A 16,630-nucleotide genomic window follows, 5' to 3' on the forward strand; every position below is an offset into this window, starting at 1 on the left:
CCCAGACCTTAGCGCCCCAGCGGCAGGTCCCCTTCGTCGAAGCAGGTGCGGGTGCCGCGGTGGCAGGCGGCGCCGACCTGGTCGACCTTCACCAGGATCGTGTCGCCGTCGCAGTCCAGGGCCACGGACTTCACGTGCTGGACGTGGCCGGAGGTGTCGCCCTTCACCCAGTACTCGCCGCGGGAGCGGCTCCAGTACGTGGCCCGGCCGGTGGTGAGCGTGCGGTGCAGGGCCTCGTCGTCCATCCAGGCCATCATCAGCACCTCCCCGGTGTCGTACTGCTGCGCCACGGCGGCGACCAGCCCGTCGGCGTTGCGTTTGAGGCGGGCGGCGACGGCGGGGTCGAGGCCGGACGCGGGGGGCTGCGGCGAGGTGTGCATGGGCACATTCTGCCAACGAAAGGGGGACTCCCTGAATCGCACCTGCTCCGGGTAGGGCATGCTTCGGCCATGTCTTATCCTCCGCCGCCCGGTCCGAACGACCAACCCTCGCAGCCCCCCGCGGGCGGCTTCGGCCCGCCCGGGAGCTTCGGCCCGCCGGAGCAGCCCACGGTGCAGGCGCCCGGCGGATACGGCTACCCCGGGGCTCCCGGCGGTCCCGGCTACCCCGGGGGCGGCGGCGGTTACCCCGGTCCCGGCGGCCCGTATCCCCCGCAGCAGCCCGAGGGCGGCAACGGGCCGAAGATAGCGGCCGCGGTGATCATCGGCGCGCTGCTGGTGGCGGCGATCGTGGTCAGCGTCGTGCTGCTCACCCACACCGACGACAAGGGCGACGACGCGGACGGCAAGCACTCGCCCACCCCGACGGACACCGCGACGGGGGATCCCTCGACGGACCCCACGGACAGCGCGTCGCCGACGCCGAGCGAGTCGGAGTCCGAGACGGCGCTGCCCACCGGCGATCCGACCGACCCGTTCATCCCGTACGTCGTCCTCGAGCCCGGGACCTGCTTCGACCATCCGCTGCTGGACTCCAGCGTGAAGATCGTCGAGCGGCGCAAGTGCACCGAGCCTCACGACGGGCAGGTCATCACGAACCACACCCTGACCGGTGAGTTCAAGACGGAGAAGCTGCTGCAGGACAAGGTCCTGGAGCTGTGCAAGAAGGACGCGAACGAGCGGCTCCAGACCATCGGGGACGGACGGTTCTACTACTTCTACGCCCTCTACCCGCGGCTGGCCTCGTACCAGTACCAGAACCAGGACGTCGTCTCCTGCGCCCTGACCCTGAGCAACAGCAAGGACGGCAAGAAGCTCGATGCGCCGCTGAGCGGTTCGTGACCCGGTGGCCGGCGGGCGCCGGACGTAGGCTGGCGTCATGACCACTCACGCGAAACGCGAACGCCTTCTGCTCGCCGATCTGCTGGAGACGGCCGGGCCCGACGCCCCCACCCTGTGCGGGGGATGGACGACCCGCGACCTGGCCGCCCATGTGGTCGTCCGGGAGCGGCGCGGCGAGGCGGCGGGGATCCTGCTGCAGGCGCTCGCACCGCGGCTGGAGCGGGTGCGGCAGGAGTTCGCCGCGAAGCCGTACGGGGAGCTGCTGGACCTGGTGCGCCAGGGGCCGCCGCGGTGGTCGCCGTTCGCGCTGAAGCAGATCGACGAGGTGTCGAACACCGTGGAGTTCTACGTCCACGGCGAGGACGTCCGCCGCGCGCAGCCCGACTACCCGCCGCGGACGGTGGACCCGGTGCTGGCGGACACGCTGTGGAAGCGGCTGGAGCGGATGGCCCGGCTGATGGGCCGCAAGGCGCCGGTGGGGATCGTCCTGCGCCGCCCCGACGGCCAGACGACGGTGGCGCACCGCGGTACGCCGGTGGTCACGGTCACCGGTGAGCCGGCGGAGCTGCTGATGTTCGCGTACGGGCGGCAGCAGGTCGCGGACGTCGAGGCGGAGGGCGACAAGGACGCGGTGGCGAAGGCGTTCGGGGCGTCGATGGGGGTCTGAGGCTCACGCCCCGGGCAGCTCCGCCCGGCGGACCGCCCGCGACGACAGTCCCCCGACGACGCCCAGCGCGCTGAAGGCGCAGCCGGCGACAAACACCGGCCGTACGCCCCACTGCGCGAGCGCGGCGCCGAACAGCGGCAGGCTGAGCGGCGCCAGTCCGACGCCGGTGAGGCTCATCGCCGAGGTGACCCGGCCCAGATAGGCGGGCGCCGCGGAGGTCTGGATGAGGGCGATGGCCAGGCCGCCGCACAGCCCCGAGCACAGCCCGGAGACGAAGGACACCGCGACCGCTCCCCCGAGCCCGGGGGCGAAGACGACCGCCGCGACGGCCGCGGAGCTGACGACCAGCATCACGTTCTGCGTCAGCCCCGCCCGCGGCACCCGCCCCCGCACGGCGAGGAGGCCGGCCGTCAGGGCCTGCCCCAGCCCCGTGGCGCCGACCAGCAGCCCGTAACCACCGGCGCCCCAGCCCCGCTCGTCGCTGAGCACGATCAGCCCCACGCCGATCAGCCCCGTCAGCCCCAGCTCACTCATCGCGCCCGACACCATCAGCGGCCCGATCACCTTGTGCCGCCGGATGTACCGCAGCCCGTCCACCAGATCACCCCAGGCCCCCGTGGAAGGCGCGTCCCGCTCCGGCGGCGGCCGGTGCAGCCGCAGCGTCGTCAGCAGCGGCACGGACACGGCGAACAGCAGCCCCGCCACGCCCAGCGCGGCGGCAGCCCCGCCGTGCACCATGGCGAACCCGCCCACCGGCGGCCCCACGATGTTGCTCACCCGGATGGCCAGCAGCCGCAGCCCCTGGATCCGCCCGAACTGCTCTGTCCCCGCCAGCCGCGGCGGCAGCGCCCCGACGGCCGGCATGAACAGCGCGTCCACCACCCCGAACACCACCGCCCCCGCCACCAGCACCCACAGCCCCGGCGACCCCAGCGCCAGCGCGGCGGCGACGGACAGCACCACGACACAGCGCACCGCGTCGCTGCCCACGACCACCCGGCGCGGCCCGAACCTGTCCGCCACCACCCCGCCGCCCAGCATCAGGAGCGCCCGCGGCACCGCCCCGGCGGCCATCACCATGCCCACCTGCGTGGGCCCCGCGACCTCCTTCGCGGCGAACCCGAGGGCCACCAGACAGACGAAGTCGCCGATCAGGGAGATGGCGTAGGAGGCCAGCCAGCGCAGGACGTTGGGGTCGCGGTAGGCGGGTATCTCCCGTACCGGAGCCCCGGTCTCGTACGTCGTCACGCGGATCCCCCTCAGGGCCGGAACGGATAGCCGTACATCTGCAGCTCGACGTGCTCGCGGCCCTCGGTGTCGCCGGCCTCCTCGGCGGCGCGGCTGCGGGCGAGCCAGCGGTCCTGGAACGCCGCCGCCTCCTCGGCCATCTCCTGCAGCTCGGCGGCGGTGAGCTTGAGGAGAAAGCCGCCTCCGAAGGCCGCGGTCGCCCAGACCGTGGGCCAGGCGGCCTGGTTGTCGACGTACGCCATGAGGTTGGTCATCCGGGCGGACACGATCTGGTGGCTGGTGCCGACGTACGCGGCCACGCCCTCGGGATCGTCCGCGAAGTCCTTCCAGTGCATGTTCACGACGTCGGCCGCCGGCTGCCACCACCGCTCGCGGCCGTCGCCGCTCTGCTGCGGCGCCTCCTCGATGTAGCCGTACTCGGCCAGCTTGCGCAGGTGGTAACTGACCAGGGAGACCGGCTCGTCGACCAGATCGGCGAGCTGGGTCGCGGTGGCGCGGCCTGCCGTGGCCAGGGCCCGGTCCAGCCGGATGCGCAGGGGGTGCGCGAACGCCTTGAGCGCCGCGACATCGGTGATCTTCTTGGACGCCATGCCGTCCACCGTAGATACAAAAGAAAAACTGCGCAATATATCTTTCGCATCAGGACGGCGAAGAGGCCCGGACCGGGCGCGGTCCGGGCCTCGTCCGTATGGGCCCTAGACGTTCAGGCCGTAGCTCTCCAGCCAGGCGACCGGGTCGATCGCCGTACCCCACGCCGTCGAGGTGCGGACCTCGAAGTGCAGGTGGGGGCCGGTGACGTTGCCGGTGGCGCCGGAGAGGGCTATGCGGTCGCCGGCGTCGACGCTCTGGCCGGCCGAGACGTCGATCTGCGACAGGTGCGCGTACATCGAGATCTTGCCGTCGGCGTGTTCGATCATCACCTCGTAGCCGAAGGACTCGTCCCAGTCGGCGACGACGACCGTGCCGTCGACGGCGGCCTTCACCGTCGTGCCCACCGGTACGGACCAGTCCTGGCCCGTGTGGCTGCCGGTGGACCAGTTGGCACCGGAGTCCTCGAAGCCGGCGGTGGCGGTGCCGCCGCTGACCGGCATGACGGCCGTCGGGGCGGCGGGGGCGGCCTCCTGGGTGGAGGTGCCCGCGTCGGAGGTGTCGAGCGTGAGGGTCTCGCCGGGGCTGATGATGTCGGGGTTGTCGCCGACGACGGACTTGTTCGCCGCGTAGAGCGCCTCCCAGCCGCCGTCCACGTCCTGGTCCATGGCTATGGACGAGAGCGAGTCACCGGCCTGGACGGTGTACGAGGGGGACTCCGCGGCGAACGCGGAGGTCGCGGCGGCGCCGATCACCGGGAGGGCGAGGGTGGCGCCGGCGGCGGAGGCACGGGTGGCGATACGGCGGGTGGCGCTGGGGGCGCGCCGGCCGCGGTGGCGGTTCGGGGTGTCGTTCGGTGTCGTGGGGGACGGCATCGAGAGGTGTTCTCCTCTCCGGACGGTTGCACGGTCCGGTGGTCCCGCGAGCGCCGGGGCAGGACTCGGTGGTCCGGCGGAAGCGGTGTTCGCCTTTCGAACGCACCGCACGCTAGGGGGACCGCGGACAGGAATTCAAGCTCATCCGCCGAGCTGACCCTTGAATTCACGGACGCTCCCGGCGAGTTGCCGGTGAATTCCCTGCCGCGCTCAGACAACATCCTATTTGCCCACAATGTATTGACATCCTCCTGGAAAGGCAGAAGAATCCGCGCGCGAAGTCTCCTTGGCGGCTGATACGGGGGAGCAGACCCGGCACGGCCGCATCCCGCCCTGTCCGCACACACAGGAACGGCTCCGCCGCCCGGCCGGGCGGCGGATTCACGTACGCGCTGAGGAGCCAGTCAGATGACACCTTCGTCCTCCGCCCCCCGGACCCCCACCCGCAGACAGGCACTGGCCTCCATGGCCGGTGCCGCCGTCGCACTCGGTGCCACCCAACTGCCCGCCGCCGCCGAACCGGTGACCTCCCGGGCCCGGGCGCTGGCCCGCCGGATGACCCTGGAGCAGCAGGTCGGCCAGCTGTTCGTCCTGGAGGTGGCCGGCCGGGACGCGTACGAGATCACCGACGCGGCCAAGGCCGTCAACCGCGCCCGCTACGGCGTGGACACCCCGGCCGAGGTGGTACGGAAGTACCAGCCCGGCGGCGTCATCTACTTCGTCGCCCGCAGCGACGACAACATGGGTGACCCCCGGCAGATCGCCCGGCTGTCCAACGGGCTGCAGGAGGTCGCGGCGGGGCTGCCCGGCGCCACCCCGCTGATCATCTCCACCGACCAGGAGGGCGGTCTCGTCTTCCGGCTGCCCACTCCCCCGGCGACCGAGCAGCCGGGCCATATGGCGCTGGGCGCGACCTGGTCGCCGGCCGACGCGTACCGCAGCCACCAGATCATCGGCTCCGAGCTGCGGGCCTGCGGCATCACGGCGAACTACGGCCCGGTCGCGGACGTCAACGTCAACGCCGCCAACCCGGTCATCGGCATCCGGTCGTTCGGCGCCGAGCCCGGGGCCGTCGCGGCGCTGGTGCGGGCGTCGGTGGAGGGCTTGCACCGGGGCGGGGTCGCGGCCACCGCCAAGCACTTCCCCGGGCACGGGGACACCGACACCGACAGCCACTTCGGGCTGCCCCGGATCACGCACAGCCGGGCGCAGCTGGACGCGATCGACCTGCCGCCGTTCCGGGCGGCGATCGACGCGGGGATCGAGACGATCATGACGGCGCACATCGTGGTGCCGTCCCTGGATCCGACCCTGGTGCCGGCGACGATGTCGCGTCCGATCCTCACCGGGCTGCTGCGCGAGGAGCTCGGCTTCGAGGGGCTGATCGTCACGGACGCCCTGGACATGCAGGGCGCCAGCGCCGAGTATCCGCCGGACGTCGCGGCGGTGACGGCGTTCGGGGCGGGGGCGGACATGCTGGTGCTGTCGCCGAATCTGCCGCTGGCGTACGGGGCGCTGCTGGCCGCGGTGCGGTCGGGGGAGATCAGTGCGGCGCGGGTCGAGGAGTCGGTCGTACGGATCCTGTCGCACAAGATCCGCCGGGGGCTGTACCAGGATCCGGGGGTCAGCGAGAACCGGGCGGTGAAGGTGGTCGGGAACGCGGAGTTCCTGGCCGACGCGGACGCGATCACCGGGCGGTCCACCACGCTGGTGAAGAACGACGGCGGGCTGCTGCCGCTGGCCGCCGGGCGGCGGGTGCTGGTCACCGGCTGGGGGGTGGCCACGGTGGCGAACCTCGCGGCCGGGTTCACGGCCGCCGGGCACACCGCCTCCTCGCTGGAGACCGGTGCGGTGCCGACGCAGGCGAAGATCGCGGCGGCCGTCGCGGCGGCGGGGGACGCCGACGTGGTGGTCGTGTCGTCGAACATCCTCGCGGCCGGGGGTACGGAGAAGGGCGTCGCCCAGGTGGCGCTGGTCAACGCGCTGCTGGCGACGGGGAAGCCGGTCGTGGGGCTGGGCGTGCGGCTGCCGTACGACATCGCGCGGTTCCCCGCGGTGCCGGCGTATGTGGCGACGTACGGCTACGGACTGACGAATCTGCGGCACGGCGTCCAGGTGATCACCGGGGAGCTGAGCCCGGGCGGGCGGCTGCCGGTGGCGATCACGGCGGCGGGCGATCCGACGGCGGTGCTTTATCCGATCGGTCACGGAATGGGGCTGTGACGTGCGTCATTGATCCTGCGGGAGGCTCGGCGGCGCGTGATTGACTGCGCCGCATGAGCAATGAGAGACCCTGGAACATCGCGGTGCTCGGCCCCGGCGGAGTGGGCGGTCTGCTGGCCGCCCTGCTCTCCCGGGCCGGGCACCGTGTCGTCTGCCTCGCCGGGGAGGAGACCGCGGAGGCGCTGCGCGGCGGCGGGATCACCGTCAGCAGCAAGCAGTTCGGTGACTTCACCGCCGGCGTGTCCGCCGACACCGAGCTGCGTACGCCGGTCGACGCGGTGATCATCGCCGTCAAGGCCACCGCGATGCCGGGGGCCCTGGACCGGCTGCCCGCGTCCGCGCTGGGCGACGCGCTCGTGCTGCCGCTGCTCAACGGCATCGACCACATGGCGCTGCTGCGCGAGCGGTACGCCCCGGAGCAGGTGGTGGCCGGGACGATCCGCGTGGAGTCGACGCGTACGGCGCCGGGCGTCGTCGTGCAGGGCAGCCCGTTCGCGAACCTGGAGCTGGCCTCCGACACCGCCCCGGCGGAGCGTGTCGAGGCGCTGGCGGCGGTGCTGCGCTCGGCGGGCCTCGGGGCGACGTCGGAGGCCGGTGAGGCGGAGATCCTCTGGTCGAAGATGGCGTTCCTCGCCCCGATGGCCCTGACCACCACGCGCCACGACGCCCCGGTCGGCGTCGTCCGCTTCGCCCACCGCGACGACCTGCTGGACGCGCTGGCCGAGACGGCGGCGGTGGCCGCGGCGGACGGTGTCACGGTGGACACGGAACGGGCGCGCGCGATGTACGACGCGTTCGCCCCGGAGACCAAGTCCTCCATGCTCCGCGACGCGGAGGCGGGCCTCCCCCTGGAGCTGGACGCGATCGGCGGCGCGGTCCTGCGCGCGGCGGCCCGCGGCGGCGTGGCCGTCCCGGTGACGGCGCGGCTGGTCGCGGAGATCGAGGGAAGCTAGCACCCCCGGGGTCCACCGATCGGTGCTGCATTTTTACGGGGGATAACCCCCGTACCCCCAGCCGACGGCAGTCCTCCGCCCACGGCTGTCTCCCGGGGATGCGTTCCGGGCCCCGGGGTCCACCGATCGGTGGACCCCGGGTTCAACTGGCCGGTGCTGTCGGCGGATATGCCCCTCCGACCAGCATTGACGGCATGAAGAACACCACCGTACGTATGGCGCGCTGGAGCGCGTACCACCCCTGGCGGGCGATCGCCGGATGGTTTGTCTTCGTCGTCCTCTGCCTCGGCGCGGGAGCGGCGATCGGCGGGAATCCCGCCACCGGGAAGGACTTCGGCGTCGGCGAGGCGGGCCGCGCGGAGGCCATGGCCCTGGACGGCGGGCTGGAGCAGCGGCCCCTGGAGCATGTGCTGATCACGGCGCCGGAGGGCGGCGGCGCGCTGGACCGTACGAAGGCCATGGCGGCCGCCGCGGACGTCGCGGCGCGGATGCGGACGCTGCCCGAGGTACGGGCCGTCGCGAAGCCCGTGGCCGTGAAGGACGCCGTGCGGGTCACCGTCACCCTCAAGGGCGCGGAGCTCGACGGGAAGAAGCACGTCGAGCCGCTGCGGGCGCAGACGGAGAAGACGCAGGAGCGGTTCCCCGGGCTGCGGGTGGAGGAGACCGGCGGGCCCTCGGTCAGCAAGGGCGTCGAGGAGCTGCGCGGCAAGGATCTGTCGCGGACCGAGATGATCGCCCTGCCGGTCACCCTGCTCACCCTGCTGATCGTCTTCCGTTCCGCCTCGATGGCCCTGGTCCCGCTGCTGCTGGCGCTGTCCTCGATCGCCGCGAGCATCGGCCTGTCGATGGTCGCCTCGCACGCCTTCCCGGACGCCGGGGTCGGCGCCAACATCATCCTGCTGGTGGGGCTGGCGGTGGGCGTCGACTACACGCTCTTCTACCTGAAACGCGAACGGGAGGAACGCGCCCACGGCCGGCAGGGCGCCCGGGCCCGGGTGGAGCTGGCCGCCGCGACCTCGGGGCGCGCGGTCGTGGTCTCCGGTGTCGCGGTCGCCGCCTCCAGCGCCACGCTCTATCTGGCGGACGACGTGATCTTCTCGTCCATCGCCACCGCCGCGGTCCTGGTCACCCTGGTCGCCGTGGTCAGCTCGCTCACCGTCCTCCCCGCCCTCCTCGCGAAGCTCGGCGCCCGCGCGGAGCGCCGTGAGCGGCGGCGTGAGGCCCGCGGCAAGGCCCGGACCCGCCCCGCCGGCCCCGGCCGCCTCACCCGCGCCCTGCTGGACCGCACCCGCCGCCGCCCCGTCGTCACCCTCGCCCTGGCGACCGCCGCGCTGCTGGCCCTGGCCGCCCCGCTGCTGGGCATCAAGCTCACCGACATGGGCCGCGAGACCCACCCCCGCGCCATCCCCGAGATGCGGACGTACGACCGACTCAACGCCGCGTTCCCGGAGCTCAAGTCGATGCACCAGGTCGTCGTACGGGCCACCCCGGAGCGCGGGGCGGAGGTCGCGGACGCGCTGCGGGCGCTCGCCGCGCGGGCCGCCGGCGACCCGGCGATCACCGGCACGCCCGCCCTGCGCACCTCGCCCGACGGCCGGATCAGCCTGCTGGAGCTGCGCGTCCCGTACTACGGCAGCGATGCGCAGGCCACGGACTCCCTGGACCGGCTGCGCGACGACTACGTCCCCGCGACGGTGGGGAAGCTGACCGGCGTGGAGTCGGCCGTCACCGGTGACGTGGCCCGTTACGCCGACTATCCGGAGCACCAGAAGCAGAAGCTCCCGCTGATCATCGGCACCCTCCTGCTGGTCACGTTCGGCATGACGGCCTGGGCGTTCCGCTCGGTGGTGCTGGCCGGGGTGGGCGTGGTGCTGAACCTGCTGTCGGCGGGGGCCTCCCTGGGCGTCCTGGTCGCCGTCTTCCAGCACGAATGGGCCGAGGGGCTGCTGGACTTCACCTCGACCGGCACCATCGGCTCCCGGGTGCCGCTGTTCCTCTTCGTGATCCTCTTCGGGCTGTCGATGGACTACCAGATCTTCGTGATCAGCCGGATCCAGGAGGCGGTCCGGGCCGGCGTGCCCACCCGGCAGGCGGTGGTGGACGGGATCGGCCGCTCGGCGGGCGTGGTCACCAGCGCGGCGTTCGTGATGGTCACGGTGTTCGCCAGCTTCGTCCCGCTGCACATCATGGAGATGAAGCAGGTCGGCTTCAGCCTGGCCGTCGCGGTGCTGCTGGACGCGTTCGTGATCCGCGTACTGCTGCTCCCGGCGCTGCTGCTGCTCCTCGGTGAACGCGCCTGGTGGCCCGGGCGCACGGACCGCCCGGCGGACCGGACGTCCGACGCCCCGGCCGGCCGTGTACCGCAGCCCGTACGCTGACCGGATGCTCCAACGGCCTCGGCGCGGCGACCCGTACTGGATCTGGCTGCTGCACTCGTGGGACAGGCTCTCCTGGGCGATCGTCGGCATCCTCGCCGTCGTCACCGTCCTGGGCGACGTCCCCGCGCAGCGCAAGTACGGGTCGCTCGCGCTGCTGGCCGTCCTCGCCGTCGCCTACGCGGTCGCCCGGCGCCGCGGCGGGGCGCGGGTCGGGCACGCGTATCTGGGGCTGCTGGTCGTCGTGCTGGGGCTGCTGGCGTATCTGCGGGACGGCTACGGCGTGCTGTACAGCGTGCTGCTGGCGCAGTTCGTGGTGTACGTGAACAGCCTGCGCGCGGCGCTGGTGTCCAGCGCGCTGGGCGCCGTCGCGATCACCGTGGGCGCGGTGCTGCGCGAGGGGCCGGACTCCGGCACGATCACCCGTAACACCGTCTCGTCGCTCGCCGTCTACGCGGTGGGCGCCCTGCTCGCGCTGCTCACCCCGCGGGCGCTGGAGCTGCGCGACGAGCGGGCGAAGCTGCGCGAGGAGCTGGCCAGCACCCAGCTGGAGCTGTCCGAGGCGCTGCGCCGCGAGGGCGCCGCGGCCGAACGGGACCGCATCGCCCGGGAGATCCACGACACCCTGGCCCAGGGCTTCGCCTCGATCGTGGTGCTGGCCGAGGCGGCGCGGGCGGGGCTGGCGGAGGATCCGGGGCGCAGCGAGCGGCAGTTGCGGTCCATCGAGCACACCGCCCGGGAGAATCTGGCGGAGGCGCGGGTGCTCGTCGGCTCGGGCCCGCGGCTCGCGCCGGCGTCGGTGGCGCAGGCGATCCGGCGGACGGTGGAGCGGTTCGCGGAGGACACGGGGCTGGTGGTGGACGCCGACCTCCCGGACGTGGACTGCGACCAGCCGGCGCGGATCGCGCTGCTGCGGTGCGCGCAGGAGTCCCTGGCCAACGTCCGCAAGCACGCGGCGGCGTCCACGGTCGGGGTGGTGCTGGCCGAGCAGCCGTACGGCGTGGAGCTGGAGATCACCGACGACGGCCGCGGCTTCACCGTCGCGGACGCCCCCGGATTCGGCCTGGACGGCATGCGCCGCCGCCTCGCGGAGCTGGGCGGGGACCTCACGGTCACCAGCTCGCCGGGGGACGGGACACGGATACTCGCGGTTCTCCCTCTGAAGGGTCAGGTGTGACATGGCGGACAGCCTCCGCGTCATCGTGATCGACGACCACACCGTCATGCGCGCCGGCGTCGTCGCCCTGCTCGCGGCGGAGGACGGCATCGAGATCGTCGGCGAGGCGGCCGACGGGCGCGCCGCGGTGGCGCTGGCGGAGGAGCTGCGGCCCGACGTGGCGCTGATGGACCTGCGGATGCCCGTCCTGGACGGCGTCGCGGCCACCGGGCGGATCGTCGCCGGCCCCGCCCCGACCCAGGTGCTGATCCTCACCACGTACGACACGGACACCGACATCGAACGCGCCGTGGAGGCGGGCGCGATCGGCTACCTCCTGAAGGACGCCACCCGCGAGCAGCTCGCCGACGCCATCCGCTCCGCCGCCCGCGGCGAGACCGTGCTGGCGCCGCGGGTCGCGCAGAAGCTGGTCGCGAAGCTGCGCCGCCCGGCGCAGGTGCCGCTCACGCCGCGCGAGGTGGACGTCCTGAACGGGGTGGCGGACGGGCTGTCGAACGCGGAGATCGGCGAGCGGCTGTTCATCGGTGAGGCGACGGTGAAGACGCATCTGCTGCGGGTGTTCGCCAAGCTGGACGTCTCCGACCGCACCCGGGCGGTGGTCGTGGCGATGGAACGGGGCCTGCTCGTACGGTGATCAGCCCCGGCCCACCAGCCGGCGCGCCGTCAGGGCCAGGGAGAGCTCCACCAGGTCCTCGGGGCGGTTGAGGTCACGGCCGCTGAGGTGTTCGTACTTGCGGATCCGGTTGAGGACCGTGTTGCGGTGGCAGTAGAGCCGCGTCGCCGCCCGCTGGGCCGAGCCGCCGTCCGCCAGCCAGGCGTCCAGGGTGTCCAGGATCAGCGCCCGGTCGGCGGGCGTCAGCTGGGCCAGCGGGGCCAGCAGGCGGTCGGTGAGGGCGGCGCCGAGCTGCGGGGCCGAGAGGACCAGCGCGGCCGGCAGATGCTCGTCCAGCCGGGCGGCGGACCCCGGCGCGCACACCCGCAGCGCCGTCTCCGCCAGCCGCCGCCCCTCACCCAGCGCGGCGAGGGTGTCCACGGGGGTGCCGATGCCGATCCGTACCCCGGCGGGCGCCGGCGTGAGGGCGTCCGCGAGCCCGTCGACGGACTGCCCCGCGAGGTGGGCGACCGCGAAGTCGGGGCCGCTACCGCCCGGTTCGGCGGCGTGCCACAGCAGCCGGATCCCCGGGGGGTCGTCCGCGGGGCGGACCAGCGCGCGGCGCCGTCCGGTGACGGCGATCACGGCGTACGACCCGCGCTCCGGCAGCCCCAGCCGCGCGGCGACGGCGGGCAGTTCGGCGACCGGGGTGCTGCCGTCCAGCAGCGTGCGTACGGCGGCCCGCAACCGTTTCTCCTCACGCCAGGCCGTCTCCCGCTCGACCTGGCGGTAGGTGTCGGCGATGACCATGCAGTGGTGGTCGACGAAGTTCCACACGTTCGCGGCGATATGGATCAGCCGCCGTACGTCCTCCGGATCGCGGCGCCCCGCGGACTGCAGCAGCCGCTCCCACACCAGCACCCCGCCGAGGCGGAAGGCGTGCAGCACCGCGTCCAGGGGGAAGTCGGCGCGGGCCTTGGCCATCGCGATGGAGCGGGTGACGTCCAGGGCGCGTTCGCGGCAGGCGCGGGTGGGGATGAGGGAGCCCACGTTGTGCCGCAGCGACTGGTGGACCTCCTGCCACAGCTCCTCGGGCGCCGCGTCGTGCGCCGCCCGGTAGGCGGGCTGTTCCTCGCACAGCCGCTCCACCACCCGGTCCGTCATCTCGGCGAGCTCCGCGACGAGGGTGCGCGCGCAGCGGTGCAGTACGGCCAGCGCGTGGACGTCGAGTCGTTCGTCGGGGCGGGGGGCGGTGTGGCCGGTGCGGGCGGGCAGTTCGGTACGCATCAGGACCTCCGCGCTCGGTACGGGCGGTGCGGGCGTCCGTCGAGGATGACACGGGTGAACACCCCGTGACACGGGGTCGTCGGGCGCCGCTTCGGGCCGGTGCCTCACGCGTCCGTGTCCGCGTCGTGGACGAGGCGGGCCAGTTCCACCCGGGAGCGGACGCCGAGCAGGGCGAAGGCGTTGCGCAGATGGTGGTCGACGGTGCGCGGGCTCACCGACAGGCTGCGGGCGATCTCCCGGTTGGTGGAGCCCTCGGCGACCTGGCGGGCGATCCGGGCCTGCTGCGGGGTGAGCCGGCCCAGCTGTCCGGGGTCGGCGCGATCCGTGGCGCCGCCCGTCGCGCGCAGTTCGGCGCGGGCGCGGGTGGCCCAGCCGCCGGCGCCGCAGCGTTCGAAGGCCAGCAGCGCGGCGCGGAGCTGGTGGCGGGCCTCACAGGGGCGGCGGGCGCGGTGCAGGGTACGGCCGAACAGCAGCTGGGTACGGGCCCGTTCGAATCCGGCGCCGGGTCCCTGGGCGTCGTGCAGGGCGAGGGCGCGCTCGAACAGGGGGCGGGCGGCGGCGGGGTCGGGGGCGATCAGGGCGCGGCAGCGCAGGAGGCGGGCGGCGGCGCGCGGGTCGTGGACGGCGTGGCGTTCGTACGCGGCGACGGCGGCGCGGGCGGCGTCCGTCTCGCCACAGAGGGCGGCGGCCTCGGCGCAGCAGGGGAGGGCCAGGGTACGCAGGGCGAAGTGGCCCTCGTACGGGCCGGGGAGCACCAGGGGTACGAGGCGGGCCGCGGCGGCGTCCGCGTGTCCCGTCAGCAGCTCCGCGCGGGCCAGCGCCCAGGTGGCGAGGGTGGCGGCGGCGCCCTGGCCGTGGGGGCCGGCGGCGTGGGCGTGCCGGGCGGTGGCGGGGGCGTCGCCGGTGGTGGCCGCGGCGAGGGCCAGGAGGGCGTGGTGGCGGGCGGCGAGGGCGGGCTGGCCGGTGCGCTCGGCCAGGCGCAGGCCCTCGCGGGCGTGGCGGGCGGCGGTACGGAAGTGGCCCAGGCGCAGCTCGGCGCCGGCCAGCAGCTCCAGCGCGCGGGGCTCGCCGGCCCGGTCGGCGGCCTCCCGGACGGCGTCGAGCATCCGCCGGGCCAGGTCGCGGGCGATGGCGGGGTCACCGCGGAGCTGGGCGTGGACGGTGGCGTGGGCGAGGCGGGCGGGGTCGGCGTGACCCCCGGCGCCGGTGAGGCCCGCCCGCCGCACCGCCGTCCGCCACGCCCCCGCGTCCCCCACCGCCCAGGCCGCCTCCGCCGCGTACACCCACGCGGTCGGCGACCCCCCGCCCGTACCCGCCGCCCGCACCAGCAGCCGCAGCCCGTCCTCCGCGCTCCCCGCCCGCGTCTCCACCACCCCCCGCAGGAGCAGCGCCCGCCCGTCGTCACCGCCACAAGCCTCCCGCAGCAGCCCCCGCCCATCATCGTCACCACCGCCACAAGCCTCCGCCGCCGACTCCCCCTCCCCCAGCAGCCCCCGCCCGTAGTCGCCGCCACAAACCTCCCCCAGCACCCCCCGCCCACCGTCACCACCACCACAACCCTCCGCCGCCGACTCCGCCTCCCGCAGCAGCCCCCGCGCCCGTCCCGGGTCCCCGCCCCGCCACGCGTGCTCCGCCGCCGTCAGCAGCCGCCCCCGTCGCACCCCCGGCGTGGTCGCCAGGCCCGCCGCCAGGGCGTACGCCTCCACCCGCAGCGCGCCCGGCAGGGTGGGCGCGGCGGCCGCGAGGGCGTCTCCGAGGGCCGGCGCCGGGGCGGCGACCGCGCGGTGCAGGAACCGGCGCGGGTCGTCGCCCAGCACCGCGGCCAGCGCGGCGTGCGCCAGCGCACGGTGGGCGAAGGGGCGCCCCTCGTAGGCCTCGGCCCGGACCGCCGCCCCCGTGAACCGGATCCGCCCGTCGGCCACCCGGATCACGCCCGCGCGCTCCGCCGGCAGCAGGCAGAAGGGCCCGGCGCCGGCCGCCCGCAGCAGCCCGACGGGCGCGCCGTCCGGGTCGAAGCGCTCCGCCGCCGCGGCGAGCAGCAGCGCGCGCCGGGTGGCCCCCGGCACCTGACCGGGGCGATCCGCGAGCCGGCCGCGCAGCTGTGTCCCTGCCGTCACGCGGTCACCGTAGGACGGCGCCGGGGGCCTGGAAAGCCCCGCCCGCTACCTCCGGGTAGGGCGGTGTGCACGCCTTTGACCGGCCCGGATCCGCCCGCCGGCGCCCGAAAATTGTGCACCGTCGCCGTCCGCCCCGGGGCAACGCTGTGCGGGCGCACAAGGCGCCTACTTCTCCGGCGTGTACCGCAGCAGCACGAACGCCGAGTCGTCGTGGATCTGCGGCGCCCACGCCTCCAGATCCCGCCGCAGCGCCGCCAGGACGGCCGCGGGCGGCCGGTCGCGGGGCGCCGTCGCGTACCGCCGGATGAGCGGGAAGAACTGCCCGCGGCTGTCCCGCGCCTCCAGCACCCCGTCCGTCACCAGCAGCAGCTCGTCCCCCGCCGCCAGCGACACCGTCACCATGTCCGGCGTGGGGTCGGGCACGTACAGCCCGATGCCCAGCGGCACACCGGACTGCATCCGCACCTCCCGCACGGCCCCCGCGGCGGTGCGCACCAGCGGGCACGGATGGCCGAAAGTGAGCCCTGTCCACACCCCGTCGTCGCCGGCGTTGAAGACCAGCACCGTGGAGAAGCCCTCCGGGCCCGTGTCGCGGCCCAGGCTGCGGTCCATCCACGCGGCGACCTGGGCAAGGTCCTCGCTCTCGTGGGAGGCCTCGCGGAAGACGCCGATGGCCATGGCGGTGGTACGGACCGCGCTCAGCCCGTGGCCGCGCACGTCGCCGATGACGCCCCGGGTGCCGAAGCCGGTCGCCTGGACCTTGTAGAAGTCGCCGCCGATCTTCGCCTCGTCCGCCGCCGCCTCGTACGAGACCGCCACGGCGTACGGCCCCACCCGCTCCGGCTGCTCCGGCAGCACGGCCCGCTGCACGGCGTCGGCCACCCGGGTGACCTGGGTGAGCTTGCGTTCGCGCACGAGGCGCTCGCGCAGTGCGTACAGGGCGATCACGGTGGCGCCGACGACCGCCACGATCCGGCCGCCGGTGGTGACCTGGAACAGGTCCTCGGCCCGCGCGCTCATGACCAGGGTCAGGGCGAGAGCGATCGTCCCGGCCACCCACACCGCCGGTGCCCGGCCGTTGATCGCGACCAGCAGCGGCAGGACGGAGTAGGCCGCGGCGGTGGAGTGGTCCGGGTCCGAGGTCAGGTCGATCGCGGTGACGAACACCGTGATGATCCCCGCGGCCCAGTAGGGCCAGTAGGTCCAGTAGGACCACTTCCGCAGCACCTGCACCCCACCAGCCTCGCG

General features: G+C 74.3%; 14 protein-coding genes. 7 read left to right on the forward strand and 7 right to left on the reverse strand.

Annotation, left to right across the window (positions count from 1 at the left end):
• Positions 1-8: 8 nt before the first annotated feature.
• On the reverse strand, positions 9-380 hold the full coding sequence (gene hisI / locus SRB5_RS30205) for a phosphoribosyl-AMP cyclohydrolase (protein ID WP_153456644.1): 372 nt from the start codon (positions 378-380) through the stop codon (positions 9-11).
• A 69-nt stretch (positions 381-449) separates the two neighbouring features.
• Between hisI and SRB5_RS30210 the strand changes: the two genes are divergently transcribed.
• Positions 450-1,280: a hypothetical protein gene (locus tag SRB5_RS30210; RefSeq protein WP_153456645.1), complete on the forward strand. Its 831-nt coding sequence runs from the start codon at positions 450-452 to the stop codon at positions 1,278-1,280.
• Positions 1,281-1,317: 37 nt separating this feature from the next.
• Complete coding sequence (locus SRB5_RS30215) at positions 1,318-1,947, forward strand: TIGR03085 family metal-binding protein (protein ID WP_153456646.1); 630 nt, start codon at positions 1,318-1,320, stop codon at positions 1,945-1,947.
• Between the two features lie 3 nt (positions 1,948-1,950).
• Here SRB5_RS30215 and SRB5_RS30220 read toward each other — a convergent pair whose 3' ends face one another.
• The 3 genes from SRB5_RS30220 to SRB5_RS30230 form a co-directional block, all read right to left on the reverse strand.
• Positions 1,951-3,195 carry an MFS transporter gene (locus SRB5_RS30220; protein ID WP_323378731.1) on the reverse strand — a complete coding sequence of 415 codons (1,245 nt, stop codon included), beginning with the start codon at positions 3,193-3,195 and terminating at the stop codon, positions 1,951-1,953.
• Positions 3,196-3,206: 11 nt separating this feature from the next.
• The gene (locus SRB5_RS30225; RefSeq protein WP_153456647.1) at positions 3,207-3,785 is read right to left on the reverse strand and encodes a helix-turn-helix domain-containing protein; all 579 of its coding nucleotides are present in this window, start codon (positions 3,783-3,785) and stop codon (positions 3,207-3,209) included.
• 105 nt (positions 3,786-3,890) lie between these two features.
• A complete protein-coding gene (locus tag SRB5_RS30230) occupies positions 3,891-4,658 on the reverse strand; it encodes a peptidoglycan DD-metalloendopeptidase family protein (protein ID WP_153456648.1) in 768 nt (255 codons plus the stop codon).
• A gap of 408 nt (positions 4,659-5,066) precedes the next feature.
• Here SRB5_RS30230 and SRB5_RS30235 point away from each other — a divergent pair, with 408 nt between their 5' ends.
• From SRB5_RS30235 to SRB5_RS30255, 5 genes are all read left to right on the forward strand, one after another.
• Positions 5,067-6,881, forward strand: coding sequence for a glycoside hydrolase family 3 protein (locus tag SRB5_RS30235; RefSeq protein WP_153456649.1), 1,815 nt, complete (start codon positions 5,067-5,069; stop codon positions 6,879-6,881).
• A 53-nt stretch (positions 6,882-6,934) separates the two neighbouring features.
• Positions 6,935-7,834: a ketopantoate reductase family protein gene (locus SRB5_RS30240; protein WP_153456650.1), complete on the forward strand. Its 900-nt coding sequence runs from the start codon at positions 6,935-6,937 to the stop codon at positions 7,832-7,834.
• A gap of 194 nt (positions 7,835-8,028) precedes the next feature.
• Positions 8,029-10,212: an MMPL family transporter gene (locus SRB5_RS30245; RefSeq protein ID WP_153456651.1), complete on the forward strand. Its 2,184-nt coding sequence runs from the start codon at positions 8,029-8,031 to the stop codon at positions 10,210-10,212.
• Positions 10,213-10,216: 4 nt separating this feature from the next.
• On the forward strand, positions 10,217-11,386 hold the full coding sequence (locus tag SRB5_RS30250) for a sensor histidine kinase (RefSeq protein WP_153456652.1): 1,170 nt from the start codon (positions 10,217-10,219) through the stop codon (positions 11,384-11,386).
• Between the two features lies 1 nt (position 11,387).
• Positions 11,388-12,020, forward strand: coding sequence for a response regulator (locus tag SRB5_RS30255; RefSeq protein WP_153456653.1), 633 nt, complete (start codon positions 11,388-11,390; stop codon positions 12,018-12,020).
• Here SRB5_RS30255 and SRB5_RS30260 read toward each other — a convergent pair whose 3' ends face one another.
• The 3 genes from SRB5_RS30260 to SRB5_RS30270 form a co-directional block, all read right to left on the reverse strand.
• Entirely contained in the window at positions 12,021-13,265 is a 1,245-nt protein-coding gene (locus SRB5_RS30260; RefSeq protein WP_153456654.1) for a PucR family transcriptional regulator, read from the reverse strand.
• Between the two features lie 104 nt (positions 13,266-13,369).
• On the reverse strand, positions 13,370-15,382 hold the full coding sequence (locus tag SRB5_RS37630) for a LuxR C-terminal-related transcriptional regulator (protein ID WP_153456655.1): 2,013 nt from the start codon (positions 15,380-15,382) through the stop codon (positions 13,370-13,372).
• Positions 15,383-15,547: 165 nt separating this feature from the next.
• Positions 15,548-16,615, reverse strand: coding sequence for a PP2C family protein-serine/threonine phosphatase (locus tag SRB5_RS30270; RefSeq protein ID WP_323378733.1), 1,068 nt, complete (start codon positions 16,613-16,615; stop codon positions 15,548-15,550).
• Between the last annotated feature and the right edge of the window lie 15 nt (positions 16,616-16,630).

This window comes from Streptomyces smaragdinus, assembly GCF_009604385.1.
Taxonomy (GTDB): Bacteria; Actinomycetota; Actinomycetes; order Streptomycetales; family Streptomycetaceae; genus Streptomyces; species Streptomyces smaragdinus.

Coding starts and splice junctions, on each gene's coding strand:
- SRB5_RS30210 (WP_153456645.1), top strand. CDS start 450: ATGTCTTATCCTCCGCCGCCCGGTCCGAACGACCAACCCTCGCAGCCC.
- SRB5_RS30250 (WP_153456652.1), top strand. CDS start 10,217: ATGCTCCAACGGCCTCGGCGCGGCGACCCGTACTGGATCTGGCTGCTG.
- SRB5_RS30235 (WP_153456649.1), top strand. CDS start 5,067: ATGACACCTTCGTCCTCCGCCCCCCGGACCCCCACCCGCAGACAGGCA.
- SRB5_RS30215 (WP_153456646.1), top strand. CDS start 1,318: ATGACCACTCACGCGAAACGCGAACGCCTTCTGCTCGCCGATCTGCTG.
- SRB5_RS30230 (WP_153456648.1), bottom strand. CDS start 4,658: ATGCCGTCCCCCACGACACCGAACGACACCCCGAACCGCCACCGCGGC.
- SRB5_RS30240 (WP_153456650.1), top strand. CDS start 6,935: ATGAGCAATGAGAGACCCTGGAACATCGCGGTGCTCGGCCCCGGCGGA.
- SRB5_RS30260 (WP_153456654.1), bottom strand. CDS start 13,265: ATGCGTACCGAACTGCCCGCCCGCACCGGCCACACCGCCCCCCGCCCC.
- hisI (WP_153456644.1), bottom strand. CDS start 380: ATGCACACCTCGCCGCAGCCCCCCGCGTCCGGCCTCGACCCCGCCGTC.
- SRB5_RS30255 (WP_153456653.1), top strand. CDS start 11,388: ATGGCGGACAGCCTCCGCGTCATCGTGATCGACGACCACACCGTCATG.
- SRB5_RS30225 (WP_153456647.1), bottom strand. CDS start 3,785: ATGGCGTCCAAGAAGATCACCGATGTCGCGGCGCTCAAGGCGTTCGCG.
- SRB5_RS30245 (WP_153456651.1), top strand. CDS start 8,029: ATGAAGAACACCACCGTACGTATGGCGCGCTGGAGCGCGTACCACCCC.